We start from the raw sequence: 17557 nt of genomic DNA, 5'->3' as shown, positions 1-17557 counted from the left end.
ACGCAAACTACGTTTCGTAAGTGGACATTTTGCACGAAGAATGGTTATTTCCGAAAACAGACACCTTCAATTTAGGGTTTAAGACGAACTTATGTCAAATACTTTACAGTCACTCTCAGACCATTGGCGTAACCGCTATTTATTAATGCGTCACGGCCATAGCCAAGCGAATCAGCAAGGGCTGATCATTAGTTCGCCTGAGCGCGGGGTCGCCGATTTTGGCCTTTCCGAACATGGCGAGCAGCAGCTTGCCCAGGTGATGATCGACTGGCAGTGGCCTAGGCCCACGCGCGTTATTCATTCTGATTTCCTACGCACTACCCAGACCGCTGCTCGCGTGGCCGCTGCGTTTGGACTAGCCCTCAGCGTGGATACGCGTTTAAGAGAACGCCATTTCGGCGAGTTAGACGGGCAGGAGGATGAACATTATCCCCGCATATGGGCATTAGATGCTCAGGATGCCGAGCATCAACAACACCAGGTTGAAGCCGTTAGCAGCGTTGCCGGGCGTATGCAGGCGGTAATCCGTGAGTGGGAGCAAAAGGTCAGCGGAGAAACGATCTTGCTGGTTAGCCACGGTGATCCGTTGCAAATCCTTTTGACCGCCCTGGCTGAAAAGCCACTGAGCCAGCATCGCCAGCAAACGCCGTTGATGCCAGCCAGTATTACGCCGCTAGGCGCGCAGAAGTAAGCGAAATATAGGCGTCAAAAAGCATGCATATTCGCCAATTGGCTAGTGGCCCAAAATCTGGCTTAAGAACAGCTGGGTCCGCTCTGACTGGGGGTTGTTGAAAAAGGGTTCAGGCGCGTTCTCTTCTATAATTTGCCCTTGGTCCATAAAGATCACCCGGTCAGCCACTTTTTTGGCGAAGCCCATTTCGTGAGTAACACAGATCATGGTCATGCCTTCTTCCGCAAGCTCGACCATAACGTCGAGTACTTCCTTGATCATCTCAGGGTCAAGTGCAGAGGTAGGCTCGTCAAACAGCATCACGTCGGGATGCATACACAGCGAGCGGGCAATCGCCACACGCTGCTGCTGGCCGCCTGAAAGCTGTCCCGGATACTTAGTGGCCTGCTCGGCAATGCGCACCCGCTCTAGGTACTCCATCGCCAGTGCTTCGGCCTCTTTGCGCGGCTTCTTTTGTACCCACATCGGTGCGATACAGCAGTTTTCCAGTACCGTTAGATGTGGGAACAAATTGAAGTGCTGGAATACCATGCCGACACTGCGGCGAATCTGCTCGATGCGTTTCACATCCTGGGTAAGCGGTATGCCGCCCACCACGATTTCACCTTTTTGATGCTCTTCAAGATGGTTGATGCAGCGAATTAACGTTGATTTTCCTGAGCCCGAAGGGCCGCATACCACGATACGCTCGCCGCGTTTTACTTCCAGATAGATATCACGCAGTACGTGGAAATCGCCGTACCACTTGTTGACGTTGCGCATCTCGACCATCAGGTCAGAAGCGTTGGTGGCTGCTTGTGTCATGTTGTCATCCTGCTCAAAATCGGGTGTTAAAACGGATGTTAAAAAAGTGGGAAGCGGCGTTAGCGCTGATGGCCGGTATTGAGCTTGCGCTCTAAGTACTGGCTATAGCGCGACATGCTGAAACAGAAAATCCAGAACACGAATGCGGCAAAGACATAGCCCTCAAGCGAGAAGCCCAGCCAGTTCGAGTCGGAAAGCGCCGCTTGCACGATGCCCAGCAGGTCAAACAACCCGATGATCATGACCAAAGTGGTGTCTTTAAACAGTGAGATAAACGTATTAACGATGCCGGGGATCATCATTTTTAACGCCTGAGGCATGACGATCAGGCCCATACGTTTCCAATAGGTCATACCTAACGCCGCTGCGGCCTCGTCCTGGCCTTTAGGGATGGCCTGTAGGCCGCCGCGAATAACTTCCGCCATATAGGCACTCTGGAACAGCGTTAAGCCGATCAGGGCACGCACAAGGCGATCCACGCTGATTTCGGAAGGTAGGAACAGGGGCAGCATCACCGAGGCCATAAACAAAATGGTGATGAGTGGGACACCGCGCCAAAACTCGATAAAAATCACGCAGAACGTTTTGACGATAGGCATGTTCGAGCGTCGCCCGAGCGCTAATACAATGCCAATAGGCAGTGCCCCTACCATGCCGACGGTGGCCAATAGCAGCGTCAGCATCAGACCGCCCCAGCGATGCGTTGAAACACGCGGCAGGTCAAAGTAGCCGCCGTGTAGAAGCACGTAGGCGATCACCGGGAATACCAGCAGAGCCAATAGCGCCACCCAACGTTTAAACGGCAGGCGTGGAATGACCATCCAGGCAATAATGGCCGCAAACATGGCAAACACAATATTGGGCCGCCAGTACTCGCTGCTGGGGTATAGGCCGTACATGAACTGTGAAAAACGCGCGTTAATGAATACCCAGCAAGCGCCTGCTCGAGAGCAGTCTTCGCGGCTGGAACCCACCCAGTCAGCATCAATAAAGGCCCATTGAATCGTGGGGACGACCAATAGATACAGCACATACAGCCCCAAGAGCGTGAAGATGCTATTGACGGGCCCATTGAACAGGTTGCCGCGCAGCCAGGCGATCGGGCCAATCGTGCCTTTGGGCGCCGGATGCTGAGGGATGGTGTCTTTGTTGTGAATCATGGTGTCGCCTCCGGCCTAGCGTTCAACCAGCGCAACGCGAGCGTTGAACCAGTTCATGAACATGGACACCAGCAAGCTGATGACAAGATAAACCGCCATGGTCATGGCAATAACTTCGATTGCCTGACCGGTCTGATTGAGCGTAGTGCCGGCGAATACCGACACAAGGTCGGGGTAGCCAATGGCGGTGGCCAGTGACGAGTTCTTAATCAGGTTGAGATATTGGCTAGTGAGCGGCGGAATGATGACGCGCATGGCCTGTGGAATGACCACCAGACGTAATACCAGTTTGCGCGGCAAGCTCAGTGCCTGTGCCGCTTCCGTCTGTCCATGGGGAATAGCCTGGATACCTGAGCGCACAATTTCAGCGATAAACGATGCGGTATAGATCGACAGAGCCAGCCACAGCGCCAGGAACTCGGGAATGATGGTAATGCCGCCTCGGAAATTAAAGCCGCGCAGTTCAGGCATTTCCCAGGTGACCGGCACGCCGGTGGCGATTAGCACCAGCAGCGGCAGACCAAAAATGATTACCAGCGATATCAAACCGGCGGGCAGGCGTTTGCCGGTGGCTTCATGACGGCGCCTGTTCCAAATAATCAGTGCGATGCTGGCAATGATCGCGACTACAAACGTAGCGGGAATCAGCCCAAAACCGGATTCAAACAGCGGCTGGGGTAGATAAAGCCCGCGAACATTCAGAAAGAAAGCTTCGCCAAAGGCCATGCTATCCCGGGCGCCGGGCAGCGTGCGCAGTACCGCGAAATACCAGAAAAAGATCTGCAGCAGCACGGGAATGTTTCGAAAAGTTTCAATATAGGCGTTGGCTAAGCGTGCGATTAGCCAGTTGGGTGACAACCGCGCTATGCCGACGGTAAAGCCAATAATGGACGCGGCGATGACGCCCAGCCCGCCGACCAGCAGCGTATTGATCAAGCCAACCACGAAGGTGCGGCCGTAGGAGCTTTGCGAGGAGTAATCGATCAGGCTTTGAACAATGCCGAAGCCCGCCGTGTTACTCAAAAATCCAAAGCCGGTGGTAATGCCCCGAGCATTTAAGTTGGCTTGGGTATTGTGGATGATGTAGGCCAGAAAAGCCGCGACAACGGCGACCAAAATGATTTGGAAAATAAGCGCGCGCTTAGCGCGATCTCGCCAAAACGGCGGCTTGTGGCCGACGGGGCGAATGTTGGGTCTTACCGACATGGATGGCGTCTCCGCTACACGGAAGGTCAATCAGATGGCCCGCCTAGCCCTTGAAAGGGGTATCTGAAAAGGGCGGCGGGCCGGGGTCAAGCGAGACGCTTAGCGAATCGGGGGAGCGTACTGGAAGCCACCGGCGTTCCAAAGAGCGTTCACGCCGCGCTCAATTTCAAGCGGAGAGCCCATGCCGACGTTGCGTTCAAAGCTTTCAGCGTAGTTACCGACCTGGCTGATAATGTTGTAAGCCCAGTCAGCCTCTAAGCCCATGCCTTCGCCATAGTTACCGTCCTGGCCTAGCAGGCGAGCCACGTCGGGATTTTCAGAGCTGAGCATTTCTTCAGCATTTTCGCTGGTCACGCCGTATTCTTCGGCGTTAATCATCGCGAACAGCGACCACTTAACGATGTTAAACCACGTGTCATCGCCTTGACGCACGACGGGGCCAAGCGGCTCTTTAGAAATAATTTCAGGCAGAATGACCGCGCCTTCGGGGTCGTCAAGCTGGATACGTAGCGCGGCCAGCTGCGAGGTGTCGGAGGTCAATACATCGCAGCGCCCGGCCTGGAAGCCGCCAACGGTTTGCTCAGAGGTATCGAAAACGATGGGGTCGAATTCCATATCGTTGGCGCGGAAGTAATCGGCCACGTTGAGTTCGGTCGTGGTGCCCGTTTGGATACAGATAGCGGCGCCATCCAGTTCCATGGCACCGTTAAGACCCAGGTCGCGGCTAACCATAAAGCCGATACCGTCGTAGAAGTTAACCCCTGCGAAATTTAGGCCCAGGGTGGTATCCCGAGTGGTGGTCCAGGTGGTATTGCGCGAAAGAACATCCACCTCGCCCGACTGAAGCGCGGTAAAACGCTCAACGGCGTTGAGTGAAATATAGTTCACCGCGTCGGCATCGCCGAGAACGGCGGCGGCGACTGCACGGCATACATCAACGTCCAGGCCTTGCCAGTTACCGTCGCCATCCGGTGCAGAAAAACCAGGCAGGCCGTCACTCACGCCACACTGAACGGCCCCGCGCTCGATGGTATCTTCTAAGACGTCTGCTTGAGCCGTTGCTATTCCCGCTAACGTCATTGAGCCAGCAGACGCCAGTAGCACGAGGTGTTTTTTATTCAACATATAGTTCCCCTTGAATCAATTAGAATCCTGAATTCCCAGAATTACGCATGCCGGAGCATGTAACTAAACCTAGCAAGTAAGATGCCAACAAGGATATGTCAGTAACTTCATCGCTTTTCAACGCAAAATTAGCGTTTTATACGAAAGGATGGGTGTAAAAAAGAACATTAGTGGCTACTGATTGTTCTATTTTGGTGCGTAGCCACTAATGTTGCCCTTGCGAAGAGAGGTTTGTGCGGGGTTAGCGAATAGGGGGAGCGTATTGAATGCCGCCGTCTTTCCACAGCGCGTTTAAGCCTCGGGCAATGTGGAAATCAGAGTTAGCGCCGACATTACGGTCATAAATATCGGCGTAGTTGCCTACCTGTTTGACGATTTGATACGCCCAGTCGGCGTTGATGCCCATAGGTTCGCCAAAATCACTGTCTTGGCCAAGCAGTCGCATGACATCGGGGTTCTCGGAGTTGAGCTGTTCATCGACGTTGGCTTGTGTGACACCGATTTCTTCCGCATTGAGCATTGCAAATAGCGACCATTTCACAATATTGAACCATTGGTCATCACCCTGGCGGACGGCGGGGCCAAGCGGTTCTTTAGAGATAATTTCGGGCAGCACCATGGCCATATTGGGGTCGGCGAGCTGTATACGCTGAGCGTACAGCTGGGAAGCATCAGAGCTTAAAACGTCGCAGCGGCCCGCTTCAAAGCCTGCAATTGACTGCTCGGGAGCATCGAATACAATCGCATCATAGCTCATGCCATTAATACGAAAGTAGTCAGAGAGGTTAAGCTCACTGGTGGTGCCGGCCTGAGTGCATACGGCTGCACCATCGAGCTCTTTGGCGCTTTGCACACCTAAATCGCTGGCGACCATAAAAGCTTGGCCATCGTAGTAGCTTACGCCGGTAAAGTTCATTCCCAGGGTAGTGTCGCGACTGGACGTCCAAGTGGTCGTGCGAGATAGCACATCGACTTCTCCGGCCTGGAGTGCGGTGAAGCGCTCTACCGAGTTGAGTGGCACAAAGTCTACTTTTGTAGCGTCACCTAGCACTGCCGCGGCAATCGCTCGACACACATCGGTATCAAGACCGCGGTACTGATTGTCGTCATCCAAGGACGAAAAGCCCGGTTGGGCAGCGTTAACGCCACAGCGAACGCTATCGTGTTCTTGAACGGTTTCCAGCGTAGAGGACATCGCCATCGCAGGTACCAATACTCCGATTCCTAATCCCAACCAACGAGCGTTATTCATTTATTATTCCTTAGCGTGAAAGGCCGCAAGTTAACGTAAGCAAAAGAAAGCCGAGCAGTGCCGGCCTTAGCGAAATGCAGCGCGCAAATTTACGCGAATGCTTTACGCATAAATGGCGGCAGCGCTAACGCACCACGATGGGCCTCAATGCTGTAATACTCAAGCGGTAGATTATGCTCTGCCGCTGCCTGTTCGCGGAATGCATTAACGTCGATAGATTTACCGGCCAGCGTGACGCTCCACCAGCCTGAGGGATAAACCGGCTGTGGGAAGGGCAGCGTAGCAACGCTGTCAAAGCCAGCTTCCTGCATATCGTGGCGCAGTTCGCGAATGATCGATCCGCTGTGATAAAGCGGCGACTCGCTCTGCTGCACCATGACGCCGCCGCTTTTCAAAATACGATGGCAGCGCGTTAAGAAATCGGTTTTAAACAGCCCTTCGGCGGGGCCAACCGGGTCGGTGGAGTCGATAATCAGCACGTCGATGCTCTCATCCGGTGCATCGTCGACCCACTTCACGCCATCGGCGAACAGCAGCTCGGCCCGCGGGTCGCTATTGGCTTCAACTAGGCTTGGGAAGAAGCGCTCTGAGGCTTTGGTAACTTCTTCATCAATATCGATCTGAGTGACTTTTTCAACGCCTGGGTGACGCAGCACTTCTTTTAAGGTGCCGCAGTCGCCGCCGCCAATAATCACCACGCGCTTAGGATCTTGATGGGTAAACAGCGCCGGGTGCGCAATCATCTCGTGATAAAGAAAATTATCGCGATCGGTCAGCATCACGCAGCCATCCAGCACCATTAAGTTGCCGTAGGTTTCGGTGGCGTAGACTTCCAGGTGCTGGTACGGGCTCTGCACGTCCAGCAACTTTTCAGAAATCTTCAGTGAGAAGGCGCTGCCGTGGCTATCAAAGACTTCGGTAAACCACTGGTCGTCGCGTAATTCGCTCATCAATTGGCTCCTGGGTGCGTGACGTTGGATGGGCTCGAGATATCCTGGTGATACTGTGGGCTTAGCTCGTGCAGCGCCTCCATGAAGGCGGTGACGTTGTCCGGTTGCGTAAATTGGCTGATGCCGTGGCCCAGGTTAAACACGTGGCCAGGGCCGTGGCCGTAGCTTTCCAGCACGCGAGCAACCTCTTTACGGATTGCCGAGGGGCGGGCAAACAGCACGTTGGGGTCCAGGTTGCCCTGCAGCGCCACTTTATGACCAACGCGCGCGCGCGCATCGGAAAGCTCGGTGGACCAGTCGATACCCAGCGCATCGGCACCGGCGTCGGCGATGTGCTCTAGCCACTGGCCGCCGTTTTTGGTGAACAGAATCACCGGCACGCGGCGCCCGTCGTGCTCGCGGATCAGGCCCGCCACGATCTGCTTCATATAGCGCAGCGAAAACTCAAGGTAGGCAGGTGTTGAAAGCGCGCCGCCCCAGGTATCAAAAATCTGCACCGCCTGGGCACCCGCGCGAATCTGCGCATTCAGATAGTCGGTCACCGACTGCGCCAGCGTATCCAGCAACTGGTGCAGAGTGTCTGGCGTGTCATAGAGCATGGTTTTCAAGTGGCGGAAGTCTTTGCTAGAGCTGCCTTCCACCATGTAAGTCGCCAGTGTCCAGGGGCTGCCAGAGAACCCGATCAGCGGCATGCGCCCGTTCAGCTCGTGGCGAATAGTCGACACCGCGCGCATCACGTAATCCAGGTCGCGCTCGGCATCGGGCACGCTCAGCGCGTCAACGTCTGCCTGCGTGCGTACTGTTTTACGAAATTTAGGGCCTTCGCCAGTTTCAAAGTACAGGCCAAGCCCCATCGCATCCGGAATGGTTAAAATATCCGAAAACAGGATAGCCGCATCCAATGGATAGCGTTCCAGCGGCTGGAGCGTTACTTCGCAGGCCAGGTCTTGATTGCGGCACAGGTCCATAAAACTACCTGCATCGGCCCGTCTGGCGCGATATTCTGGCAGATAGCGGCCAGCCTGACGCATCATCCATACCGGCGTGCGATCCACGGGCTGACGCGCCAGCGCGCGAAGAAAACGATCATTTTTCAACGGTGTAGTCGTCATAAACACTTGCTCTTAAGAAATTTGCCCGCATTGTATGGGGGTAATTGTACTTGAAGTTGTACTTGAAGATAGGCGCGAGAGCGGCTTACCGCGTGGCAAAATCGTCGCACCCAGCCAATTTTTCTCCGCTATTTAGCCGTCTAACCACCGTGAGGCGGGCGCCGCTTCCTGATAGAATACCTGCCTACTTTGCCAACACTGGTGTGGTTAACTGGTTTGGTTAATCAACGAGGTAACCTGTGACCATTCGCTTCATTGCCGCTTCCCGACTGCCCATGCCCTGGGCCACTTTTACTATGCATGGCTTCGAAGATGAGGCTACTGGCAAAGATCATATCGCGCTAACGCTGGGTGATGTGACCGGCGATGAGCCGGTACTTGGGCGCGTGCACTCTGAGTGTTTGACCGGCGATGCGCTGTTCTCGATGCGCTGCGACTGTGGCTACCAGCTGCAGGAGGCGCTCAAACGCATCGCTGAAGAGGGCCGCGGCGTACTGCTTTATCTGCGCCAAGAAGGACGCGGCATTGGGCTTTTGAACAAAATTCGGGCTTACAACCTGCAAGACCAGGGCGCCGATACGGTTGAAGCCAACGAGCAGCTCGGCTTTGGTGCTGACATGCGCCGTTACGACCTGTGCGTACCCATGCTCAATCACTTAGGCGTTACATCGCTACGCTTAATGACTAATAACCCGCGCAAGGTTGATGCGCTCACCCGCGACGGTGTAAACGTAGTGGAGCGCCTGCCCATCACGACCGGCCTAAACCCCCATAACGAACACTATCTTTCGACCAAAGCTGGCAAACTTGGCCACATGATGGCCCTGGATGATTTTACTCACGCCAGCGATGTGGATATTGAACGTAAGGGCTAAGCAAAGGGCTGTGCCCTTCTTACTCATCCGGTGAGAAGGGATAAACCTCGTTGGATTCTGTCTTACCGTCGCGCCGGCGCGCCCGAAGGTCTCGATAGACCGCGGTGCGCATAATCAGCATGGCCACGACAGGCGCTGTGAGCAAAATGAACGCGGTGATAAGCAGCTCGTGAATCACTAAGCGCGACTGCAGCGCGGTAAAGAACACCATTGAAGCGATTAAAATACAGCCAGCGCCCAAGGTGACCGTGATCGCCGGGCCATGAATACGCTGAAAAAAGTGCGGCAAACGTACCAGGCCTATCGCGCCAATCAGCACTATTAGGCTGCCCAGCACCAGCAGCAGAGTGACGGGCAGGCTGACCCATAAGGGCAGGTTGTCAAAGTCAGGGCTCATTCGATCACCTCGCCGCGCATTAAGAATTTCGTGAGTGCCACTGTCGAGACAAAACCCGTCAAGGCGATGAGCATGGCGGCTTCAAAATAAATCAGATTACCAAAACGCATGCCTAGCGCTAACGCGAGCAGCATTGCACACATCCATAGCGTATCCAGTGCGAGCACCCGGTCTTGCGCGGCGGGGCCAAGCAGCAGGCGCACGACGCATAGCATCATCGCCAGCATGATACACGCCAGCGTGAAGTTGATGGCTAACGATAAAAGGGCCGTCATGGGCGCGCGCTCCTATACAGTGTCGAAGATCTCAATCAACGGTTTCTCGTAGCGTGTCTTGATGGTATCGACCCACCATTGGGCGTCGTGCAGATCAAACACATGCAGCACCAAATCATGTGTGTCGGGTAAGATTTCTACCCACACCGTACCCGGCGTAGAGTTAATGAGACACGAGAGTAGCGCTAAGCCGTGAGGATGCTTCAAGTCCAGCGGCACTTTAATAAACTGTGAATTCAGCCCTTTAGGCTTGGCGAAGAGAATGATTCGGCTCACGTTGAAGCAAGAGCGAATAATCTCTATTAACGATAGCGTCAGCAGGCGCGCCATCACCAGCGGCTTTCTAAACGGTACCGGCGTCATCGGGCGCAGCGGCTTGGTCATTAAGGGGGCGGCAATCGCAAGCAGCGTGCCGAGCAGTATCTGGGCGGGCGCTACGCTCTGGTTGAGCATTAACCACATGGCCAGCAGGGCTGCGGAAAGCATCGGCGAAGGTAGCCAGCGGCGCAGGCTCATGTGCGTTCTCCCAATGGCTCTCGGGTGATCACCGGGGCCGATTCAATGCGCTCAATATACAGCCCCGGTTGATGAAGCGGCTCAGCGCTACGCTCCAGATAGGCCACGGTCGGCCCCGCCTGGGCCGTTAGCAGCACGCAGAGCAGCAGCAGTGCGGTGATGGGTGCCACCTCCGAGCGCTGTAAATGCGGTGCTGTCGTATGTTTAGTGGCCCAAAAGGTGCGTACGCCAAAGCGCATCAGCGAAATAATGCCCGCCAAACCTGAAAGCACTATCAGCGTCAGCAGTAGCCACGTCACCATGCTGGTCGACATTCCCTCTGGATTGAGCAAGGTATGCATCAGGCCAAATTTCGCCACAAAGCCCGAGAGCGGCGGCAGGCCGGTGATCACCAGCGCGCATCCGGCGAAGGCGAGTCCCAAAAACGCCAGCGCGCCTGGAATCGGCACACCCACCGGCTCGTCAGGCTTGTCATCAACGGCAAAGGCCTCCATGGTAAGCGCTAGCATCGCCGCGCCGGGCGTTCTGATCCGCTCAACCAGCTCAATCAGCAGCAGAAACGCGGCGACGGCGAGTGTCGAACTAATCATATAAAACAGCGCAATGTTGATGAGTTCGGGCTGCCCGTAGCCTACCGCTGCTAACAGCGTGCCGGACGAAATGACCGCAGTATAGCCGGCCATACGGCCTGGCTCTTGGCTGGCCAGCAAGCCAATGGTGCCAAAGGCCAGCGTGGCGAGCCCGCCCCATAGCAATAGATCGAAGCCAAAGCCTGCCGCCGGCCCATCCGAGAACAGCAGCAGCCACAGTCGCAGCAGCACGTACACGCCAACTTTGGTCATCAGTACCATCATCGCGGCCACCGGCGGCGATGCGGCTGAATAGGTGGTGGGCAGCCAGAACCCCAGCGGCCACATGGCGCTTTTGGTCAAAAAGGCGAGCGCTAGAATGACAACGCCCACTTTCAGCAGCACCAAGTCTTCGGCAGCTAACAGGTCTAAACGCGCTGCGAGGTCGGTCATGTTTAAGGTGCCGGTCGTTGCGTAAATCAGCGCCACGCCTATCAAGAAGAAAAACGATGCCAGCAAGTTGACCACGATATATTGCATACCCGCGCGGATGCGACGGGTGTTATAGCCGTGCAGCACTAACCCATAGGACGCTGCCAGCATCACCTCAAAGAAGACGAATAGGTTGAACAGGTCATTGGTCAGAAAAGCGCCGTTAATGCCCATTAATAAGAATTGAAACAGCGAGTGAAAGTGGACGCCGATACGGCTCCAGCGCGACATCGAAAACACTAACGAGGCGATTGCCAGCACTGACGTCAGCAGCATCATCACCGCGGTAAGCCGGTCGACCAGCAGCACAATACCGAAGGGCGCCGCCCAGTTAGCTGAGAGATAAACGCCAATGCCGTCGGGCCAGTATTCGCTGTCAGACAGATAAAGCAGCACCAGTGAAGTCACTAGCAAAGACACGGTGCTGACAAGATTGATAAAAAACTTACGCTCATGGCGGCGCTCGTTAATCAAAATCAGCAGTGCGCCGCATAGCAAGGGTACAAGTACCGGGGCAAGGATGAGGTGTTGAACCCACGGTAGGCTCATTTATCCATCTCCTTACCATCGACATGGTCCGTGCCGGTTAAGCCGCGTGCGCCGATCATCACCACTAGATAGAGGGCGGTGGTCGCAAAGCCGATCACTATCGCCGTTAACACCAGCGCCTGCGGTAGCGGGTCAGCGTACAGCGAAGGGTCAATGGCGCCTTCACCCAGCGTCAGCGGTGCTTGATTGATCGACAGGCGGCCCATAATGAAAATAAACAGGTTCACCGCGTAGGAAATGAGCAGCAGGCCGGTAATGACCTGGAAAGAGCGTGGGCGCAGGATCAGCCAGACGCCAGCGCCAAACATAATGCCAATGGCAATCGCTATGACGGCTTCCATCAGTTGGCCTCCTTGTTGATAACGGGGGCGATGTTACTAATGGGCAGACGATGGCTACGCACCGATTGGTGAGCCAAGGCCACGAGAATCAAGATTGTTGAACCTACCACTACGCCAAAGACGCCTAAATCGAAAACAAAGGCGCTGGGTAGGTGAATCTCGCCCAGTATCGGCAGCGTCATATGGGCAGTGTGCGTGGTTAAGAAAGGATAGCCGAACAGCCAGGAACCCAGCCCCGTTGCGCACGCGATGATTAATCCAAACGCAATCCAGCGGTGTGGCTGTAAGCGCAGATGTTTTTCTACCCAGGTCGTGCCGCCCAGCATGTACTGAACAATAATTGCGACGGCAAACGTAAGCCCCGCAACGAAACCGCCGCCGGGAAGATTATGGCCACGAATAAAGAAGTAAGCAGCAATGACCACCATGATAGGAAGCAGCATGCGCAGATAAACGGCGGGCACCATTAAATAGCCGCTTTCCACTTGCTGTACGGGCGTTTGACCGGCGGCGGGGTCGACATTATTGGTTTGTTGCGCCGGAATGGGCAGGCTTTCCGGCGCCGGGCGAAAGCGCCGCAGCAGGGCGTATACCGTCAGCGCTACCACGGCGAGGACGGCAATTTCGCCTAGCGTATCGAAGTTACGAAAATCCACCAGCAGCACGTTAACCACATTGCTGCCGCCGCCTTCGCTAAGCGCGCGGGTCATGAAAAAGTCAGAGATGCTGCCTACGGGCGCCGAGCGCACCAATACCGCATAGCTGACAATACTCATGCAGAGGCCCGCGACCACGGCGACTACCATATCCCGCGAGCGTCTAAACCACGAAAGGCGCGTGGCCCGTATGTTTAGCTCTTTGGGGGTAATCCGCGCAGGCAGCCAGCGAAGGCCAAGTAGAATCAGCACCGTCGTGACGGTTTCGACCATGAGCTGGGTCAGGGCGAGATCGGGCGCCGATAGCCAGAGGAAGGTAATACTGACCACGATGCCGACACCGCCCACCAAACTGAGCGCCGCTAAGCGGTGGTATTTAGCCTGCCAGGCGGCGGCCACGGCACAAATCGCGCCAATCACCCACAGGCCAGCGAACAGCGGGGAAAACTCGCCGTTGGCTGAAAAAGTCAGCAGTGAAACGGGCCGAACGATCAGCAGCGGCACCGCTAAGAGCAGCGTAATCATTAGCAGCAGCTGTGGCTGTACGCGCCGCGTACTCAACAGCCTTTCAAGCAGCGAGGCGCTGGAGGAAATTCTCAGCATCGTGCTCTCATAGGCTTGTTTGCCATTAAAGCGATAGAGAAACGGCACGCGGTTGGATTGGATCAAGCCGTGGCGTGTGCGTAGCCAGATGTAAAACAGTACGCCCCCGCCCAAAGCCATCACGCTCATTAGCAGCGGCAGGTTAAAGCCGTGCCAAACGGAAAGACTATAGTCGGGCGTTTGCTCACCGAGCACTGATATTACCGCCGTATTGAGGAACGGCCCCACGCTCAAGCCAGGAATCACCCCCACGATCAGGCAGCAGAGTACCAGTAGCTCAACCGGGAAGCGCATCCAGCGCGGTGGTTCATGCGGCGCACGCGGTAGGTCAGTCGCCAGCGGCCCAAAGAATACGTTGATGAACCGCAGTGAATAGGCAACGCTGAAAATACCCATTAACACGGCCGCGGCGGACATGCTCCAGTTGCGGGCCGACCCTACTGCCAACGCCTCGGCGAAAAACATTTCTTTAGACAGAAAGCCGTTAAGTAGCGGCACGCCGGCCATGGCCGCACTCGCAACAATCGCCAAGGTGGCGGTATACGGCAGCACCTTAAAGAGCCCGCGCAAATGGCGCATATCTCGGGTGCCGCTCTCATGGTCGATAATACCCGCCGCCATAAACAGCGATGCTTTGAACGTAGCGTGATTAAGCGTGTGAAACAGTGCAGCGACCATCGCCAGCGGTGTGCCAATGCCCAGCAATAAGGTAATTAACCCCAGGTGGCTGATCGTTGAGTAAGCCAGCAGGCCCTTAAGGTCGTGCTGAAAAATAGCGGTGAATGCACCAATGAGTAGCGTGCAGAGCCCCGCGCCACCAATGATGTATGTCCATTCGGGCGTGCCGGAAAGAGACGGCCATAGGCGCATCAATAAAAACACGCCGGCTTTCACCATCGTCGCCGAATGCAAAAAAGCCGAGACGGGCGTCGGCGCCGCCATGGCATGAGGTAGCCAAAAATGAAACGGGAACTGGGCGCTTTTTGTCAGCGCCCCTAACGCGATTAAAATCAGCGTGGGCAAGTACCAAGGGTGCGCACGGATCAGATCGCCCGATGCCAGCACCACATCTAATGAATAGCTGCCAACGATATGGCCAAGCATCAGTACGCCGACCAGTAAGCAAAGCCCACCGGTGGCCGTCACGGTAAACGCCATGCGCGCACCGCGCCGTGCATCTGCACGGTGATGCCAGTAGCCAATCAGTAAGAAGGAGGTCAGGCTGGTCAGCTCCCAAAACACAACCAGCTGGATAAGATTACCCGATAGCACCACGCCGAGCATGGAGGCCATAAACGCTAACAGGAAAGAGAAAAAGCGCGGTACGGGGTCATCGGGTGACATGTAGTAACGCGCGTAAATAACCACCAGCACGCCGATGCCTAGAATCAGCATCGAGAACATCCAGGCTAAGCCATCCATACGCAGTATGAAATTCAGCCCGTAATCGGGCATCCACTCAAGCTGATAACGGACGACCTCACCAGTGCCTAGTTCTCCAGTACCTAGTTCACCAGGGCCTATCTGCGTATAGAGATAGGCGGTAATGAGCAGCCCGATAAAGGCAATGCCACCGGCCAGCCATGCTTCACGGTTACGCGCATTGGTCGGCATGAGCGCGGCGATTATGCTGCCAGCTACTGGCATGAGGATGAGTAACAGTAGCAGCATAGGGCTCCGTAAAAGGTCGTTGATCGTAGGGCGGGAGGGCTAAATCGAGGGCGGTAATGCACCAAAGTGAGTGAATGTGATATCGACTTTAGTGTTGAATTTACGTGATCACGTAATGATGCACAAGCGTAAATGTGCGGTTTTACGCACACATTTCGAGAGCAGTAAGCGATCTCAGCACACACGAATTGGCTGAATTAGGGGGCTGAAATGCCCCTATAAGCCATCTGCCTTTCCAGCGGTCACCTCGCCAGAAAGGCAGCTAAGGGCGTTAAGCCGCGCCTTCTTCGCGGGCTATAGCACGCGCCATAGCCGGGCGCTGAATATGGCGCTCGCGGTAGGCCATTAGCGTGTCAGGTAGGCGATGTTTCATGCTGATCGCCCACGACAGAGTGTGGGTTAAAAACACATCAGCGAGTGTAAACGACTCATCGACCAAGTTTTCTTGACCGTGATAGCGACGCTCTAAAGCGGCCAGCGCGCGCTGAAACTCCCAGGCACACACCGGTAGAATCGCGGGAACACGCTTATCGCCTGGCAGGGCAAACGTGTGCTTGGCTTGATTCCAAAGCGGTTGCTCGATTTCCGTCACGATAAAGCTGAGCCACTGGTCGACCTGAGCACGGGCAGCAGGGTCATCAGGTAGCAGCGTGCCGTTGCTATACGTTTCCGCCAAATAACGGCAAATCGGCACAGATTCAAATAAGTGGACGTCACCATCCTCAAGCGCAGGCACCTTGCCATCAGGGTGGCGCGCCAAATGCTCGGCCGTTTGGCCCTCACCTTTATCTAGCGCTATGTGTTGGCATTGATACTCAACGCCAAGCTCTTCAAGGGCCCACGACACACGTAAAGAGCGCGATTTTGGAAAACTGTATAGCGTGATCATGGCGCATCACTGACATTGCCGTAGCCGATGACTTCGTCATCAGAGATCCATTCGATGCGGCCATCGCTATCGCGGCTAACCCCGTAGCAGTTAATATCGTCGTCACCGTAATCGAAGCACATGGTGTCATCAACGATGGTCGCCTGGCCTGAGTAGCCGTCGCCAACAATTTCACCTTCGGGAAGGTAGATTTCGCTATAGTCTTGGCCGCCTGCCATCGCTCCCTGTACCTGGTTTCCCCACACCAGCTCACGAATTTCATCGCCAGAAAGTCGCTCACCAGCGGGCTCAGCAAGCGCGCTAGCAGACAGGCTGCCCAGCGCTATAGTGAAACCAACGCCCATAATGCTAGAAAGTTGTACGCGCATGATGCTTTCTCCAGTATCTGAATAAGGTGCGTTTAACTCTAGCGCAGGTAGGCGTTGAAGGCGAATAGGCCGCGATGATCAAGCGCGTGATTCGCTGATACGCTCATAGGCGTTGCCAATTTCGCTAGTGCGCGCCTGTGCAACGTCGCGCATGCTTTCTGGCAAGCCTTTGCCCGCGAGCTTGTCGGGGTGGTTTTGGCTCATTAAGCGGCGGTAGGCTTTCTTGATCTCGGCATCGCTGGCGTCTTCAGAAACGCCCAGAACACGGTAAGCGTCTTTAAGCGCTTCTTCGCTGGCGCCTTGAGAGTTTGCGGCGGCACCGTGCAGCATTGCTTCGATCTGCTGAACTTCGGCTTCGCTACAGCCCACGCCGCGTGCAACGCGCAGAATCATTTCATGCTCGGCAGGATGCAGAACGCCGTCGGCTGAGATAGCGGTGAGCTGAACCTGGATAAAAACCTGACGTAAAACGGGCTGGCGCTGGGTCAGGCGATTAACCGCGGCAAGCTCGGCGTCTAGGTTGAAGTCATCGGCACGGCCCCGCTCGAAAGCGGCGCGCGCCTTGGCGCGATGCTCGCCCTGCAGGCGCATCTGATCAAAGAGCTTTTCGGCAACGTCCAGCTCGCCTTCGGTGACTTTTCCGTCGGCTTGGCACAGGCAGCCCATAACGGAAAAAATCGACTCAAGAAAGCCTTCTTGAATGCGCACTCGGGCGCCGTTTAAGCGGCGGCTGAGTCGCTGCCCCGCCCACCAACCCAGACCGCCGCCAACCAGCAGTCCAACCGGTCCGCCAAACGCCAGGCCGATTAGGCTGAAAATGATAATAAGTAATAGCATAGCAATCTCGAAGTAGTTGAAAGATAAGGGCTTAAGGCATTCTTGCGCGGCGAGCGCTCTGCTTGCTTAGCGCCGGTCAGTAAAGGCGCATATCGCTAATGGCAGCACCGCGCGTTCATTACTTGACCAGGCGGTGCTTTTGGTCGAACGTAACGTCCTATAAGGAAGCAGGCTAATGACTAACGCGGCGCTTCCTTCCCTTCTGTATGGAGAAGCACG

The 17557-nt window shown here is 55.4% G+C and carries 18 protein-coding genes; 2 read left to right on the top strand and 16 right to left on the bottom strand.

The window, feature by feature from the left end:
- Positions 1-91: 91 nt before the first annotated feature.
- Positions 92-691 (top strand): histidine phosphatase family protein, encoded by a 600-nt coding sequence (locus KUO20_RS15640; protein WP_235040739.1) that lies wholly within the window; start codon positions 92-94, stop codon positions 689-691.
- 42 nt (positions 692-733) lie between these two features.
- Here KUO20_RS15640 and KUO20_RS15635 read toward each other — a convergent pair whose 3' ends face one another.
- The 7 genes from KUO20_RS15635 to hemE all read right to left on the bottom strand — a co-directional run bounded on the left by KUO20_RS15635 (position 734) and on the right by hemE (position 8300).
- Complete coding sequence (locus KUO20_RS15635) at positions 734-1495, bottom strand: amino acid ABC transporter ATP-binding protein (RefSeq protein ID WP_273543214.1); 762 nt, start codon at positions 1493-1495, stop codon at positions 734-736.
- 59 nt (positions 1496-1554) lie between these two features.
- The gene (locus KUO20_RS15630; protein ID WP_235040738.1) at positions 1555-2655 is read right to left on the bottom strand and encodes an amino acid ABC transporter permease; all 1101 of its coding nucleotides are present in this window, start codon (positions 2653-2655) and stop codon (positions 1555-1557) included.
- Positions 2656-2670: 15 nt separating this feature from the next.
- Positions 2671-3861, bottom strand: coding sequence for an amino acid ABC transporter permease (locus KUO20_RS15625; protein ID WP_096277161.1), 1191 nt, complete (start codon positions 3859-3861; stop codon positions 2671-2673).
- A 99-nt stretch (positions 3862-3960) separates the two neighbouring features.
- Positions 3961-4986 (bottom strand): amino acid ABC transporter substrate-binding protein, encoded by a 1026-nt coding sequence (locus tag KUO20_RS15620; RefSeq protein ID WP_235040737.1) that lies wholly within the window; start codon positions 4984-4986, stop codon positions 3961-3963.
- 241 nt (positions 4987-5227) lie between these two features.
- Positions 5228-6238, bottom strand: coding sequence for an amino acid ABC transporter substrate-binding protein (locus tag KUO20_RS15615; RefSeq protein ID WP_235040736.1), 1011 nt, complete (start codon positions 6236-6238; stop codon positions 5228-5230).
- An 89-nt stretch (positions 6239-6327) separates the two neighbouring features.
- Positions 6328-7188 carry a polyamine aminopropyltransferase gene (gene speE / locus KUO20_RS15610; RefSeq protein WP_235040735.1) on the bottom strand — a complete coding sequence of 287 codons (861 nt, stop codon included), beginning with the start codon at positions 7186-7188 and terminating at the stop codon, positions 6328-6330.
- Complete coding sequence (hemE, locus tag KUO20_RS15605; RefSeq protein WP_235040734.1) at positions 7188-8300, bottom strand: uroporphyrinogen decarboxylase; 1113 nt, start codon at positions 8298-8300, stop codon at positions 7188-7190. The genes speE and hemE overlap by 1 nt, the downstream gene beginning before the upstream one ends.
- Before the next feature lie 239 nt (positions 8301-8539).
- Between hemE and ribA the strand changes: the two genes are divergently transcribed.
- Positions 8540-9175 carry a GTP cyclohydrolase II gene (ribA, locus tag KUO20_RS15600; RefSeq protein ID WP_235040733.1) on the top strand — a complete coding sequence of 212 codons (636 nt, stop codon included), beginning with the start codon at positions 8540-8542 and terminating at the stop codon, positions 9173-9175.
- A 19-nt stretch (positions 9176-9194) separates the two neighbouring features.
- Here ribA and mnhG read toward each other — a convergent pair whose 3' ends face one another.
- From mnhG to djlA, 9 genes are all read right to left on the bottom strand, one after another.
- On the bottom strand, positions 9195-9572 hold the full coding sequence (mnhG, locus tag KUO20_RS15595) for a monovalent cation/H(+) antiporter subunit G (RefSeq protein WP_235040732.1): 378 nt from the start codon (positions 9570-9572) through the stop codon (positions 9195-9197).
- Entirely contained in the window at positions 9569-9847 is a 279-nt protein-coding gene (locus tag KUO20_RS15590) for a K+/H+ antiporter subunit F (RefSeq protein ID WP_235040731.1), read from the bottom strand. Before KUO20_RS15590 ends, mnhG begins: the two co-directional genes overlap by 4 nt.
- Before the next feature lie 12 nt (positions 9848-9859).
- Positions 9860-10363: a Na+/H+ antiporter subunit E gene (locus KUO20_RS15585; RefSeq protein WP_235040730.1), complete on the bottom strand. Its 504-nt coding sequence runs from the start codon at positions 10361-10363 to the stop codon at positions 9860-9862.
- Positions 10360-11973: a monovalent cation/H+ antiporter subunit D gene (locus tag KUO20_RS15580; protein ID WP_235040729.1), complete on the bottom strand. Its 1614-nt coding sequence runs from the start codon at positions 11971-11973 to the stop codon at positions 10360-10362. Before KUO20_RS15580 ends, KUO20_RS15585 begins: the two co-directional genes overlap by 4 nt.
- Positions 11970-12314, bottom strand: a complete 345-nt coding sequence (locus KUO20_RS15575) for a Na+/H+ antiporter subunit C (protein ID WP_096277176.1) — start codon at positions 12312-12314, stop codon at positions 11970-11972. The genes KUO20_RS15580 and KUO20_RS15575 overlap by 4 nt, the downstream gene beginning before the upstream one ends.
- On the bottom strand, positions 12314-15244 hold the full coding sequence (locus KUO20_RS15570) for a monovalent cation/H+ antiporter subunit A (RefSeq protein WP_235040728.1): 2931 nt from the start codon (positions 15242-15244) through the stop codon (positions 12314-12316). The genes KUO20_RS15575 and KUO20_RS15570 overlap by 1 nt, the downstream gene beginning before the upstream one ends.
- A 271-nt stretch (positions 15245-15515) precedes the next feature.
- On the bottom strand, positions 15516-16133 hold the full coding sequence (locus tag KUO20_RS15565) for a glutathione S-transferase family protein (protein ID WP_235040727.1): 618 nt from the start codon (positions 16131-16133) through the stop codon (positions 15516-15518).
- Positions 16130-16501 (bottom strand): hypothetical protein, encoded by a 372-nt coding sequence (locus KUO20_RS15560; protein WP_235040726.1) that lies wholly within the window; start codon positions 16499-16501, stop codon positions 16130-16132. Before KUO20_RS15560 ends, KUO20_RS15565 begins: the two co-directional genes overlap by 4 nt.
- A 78-nt stretch (positions 16502-16579) precedes the next feature.
- A complete protein-coding gene (gene djlA / locus KUO20_RS15555; protein ID WP_235040725.1) occupies positions 16580-17338 on the bottom strand; it encodes a co-chaperone DjlA in 759 nt (252 codons plus the stop codon).
- Positions 17339-17557 lie beyond the last annotated feature (219 nt).

Origin of the sequence: Vreelandella profundi (assembly GCF_019722725.1) — a bacterium.
Classification (GTDB): domain Bacteria; phylum Pseudomonadota; class Gammaproteobacteria; order Pseudomonadales; family Halomonadaceae; genus Vreelandella; species Vreelandella profundi.
This window is presented reverse-complemented; position numbering and strand designations above follow the sequence as displayed.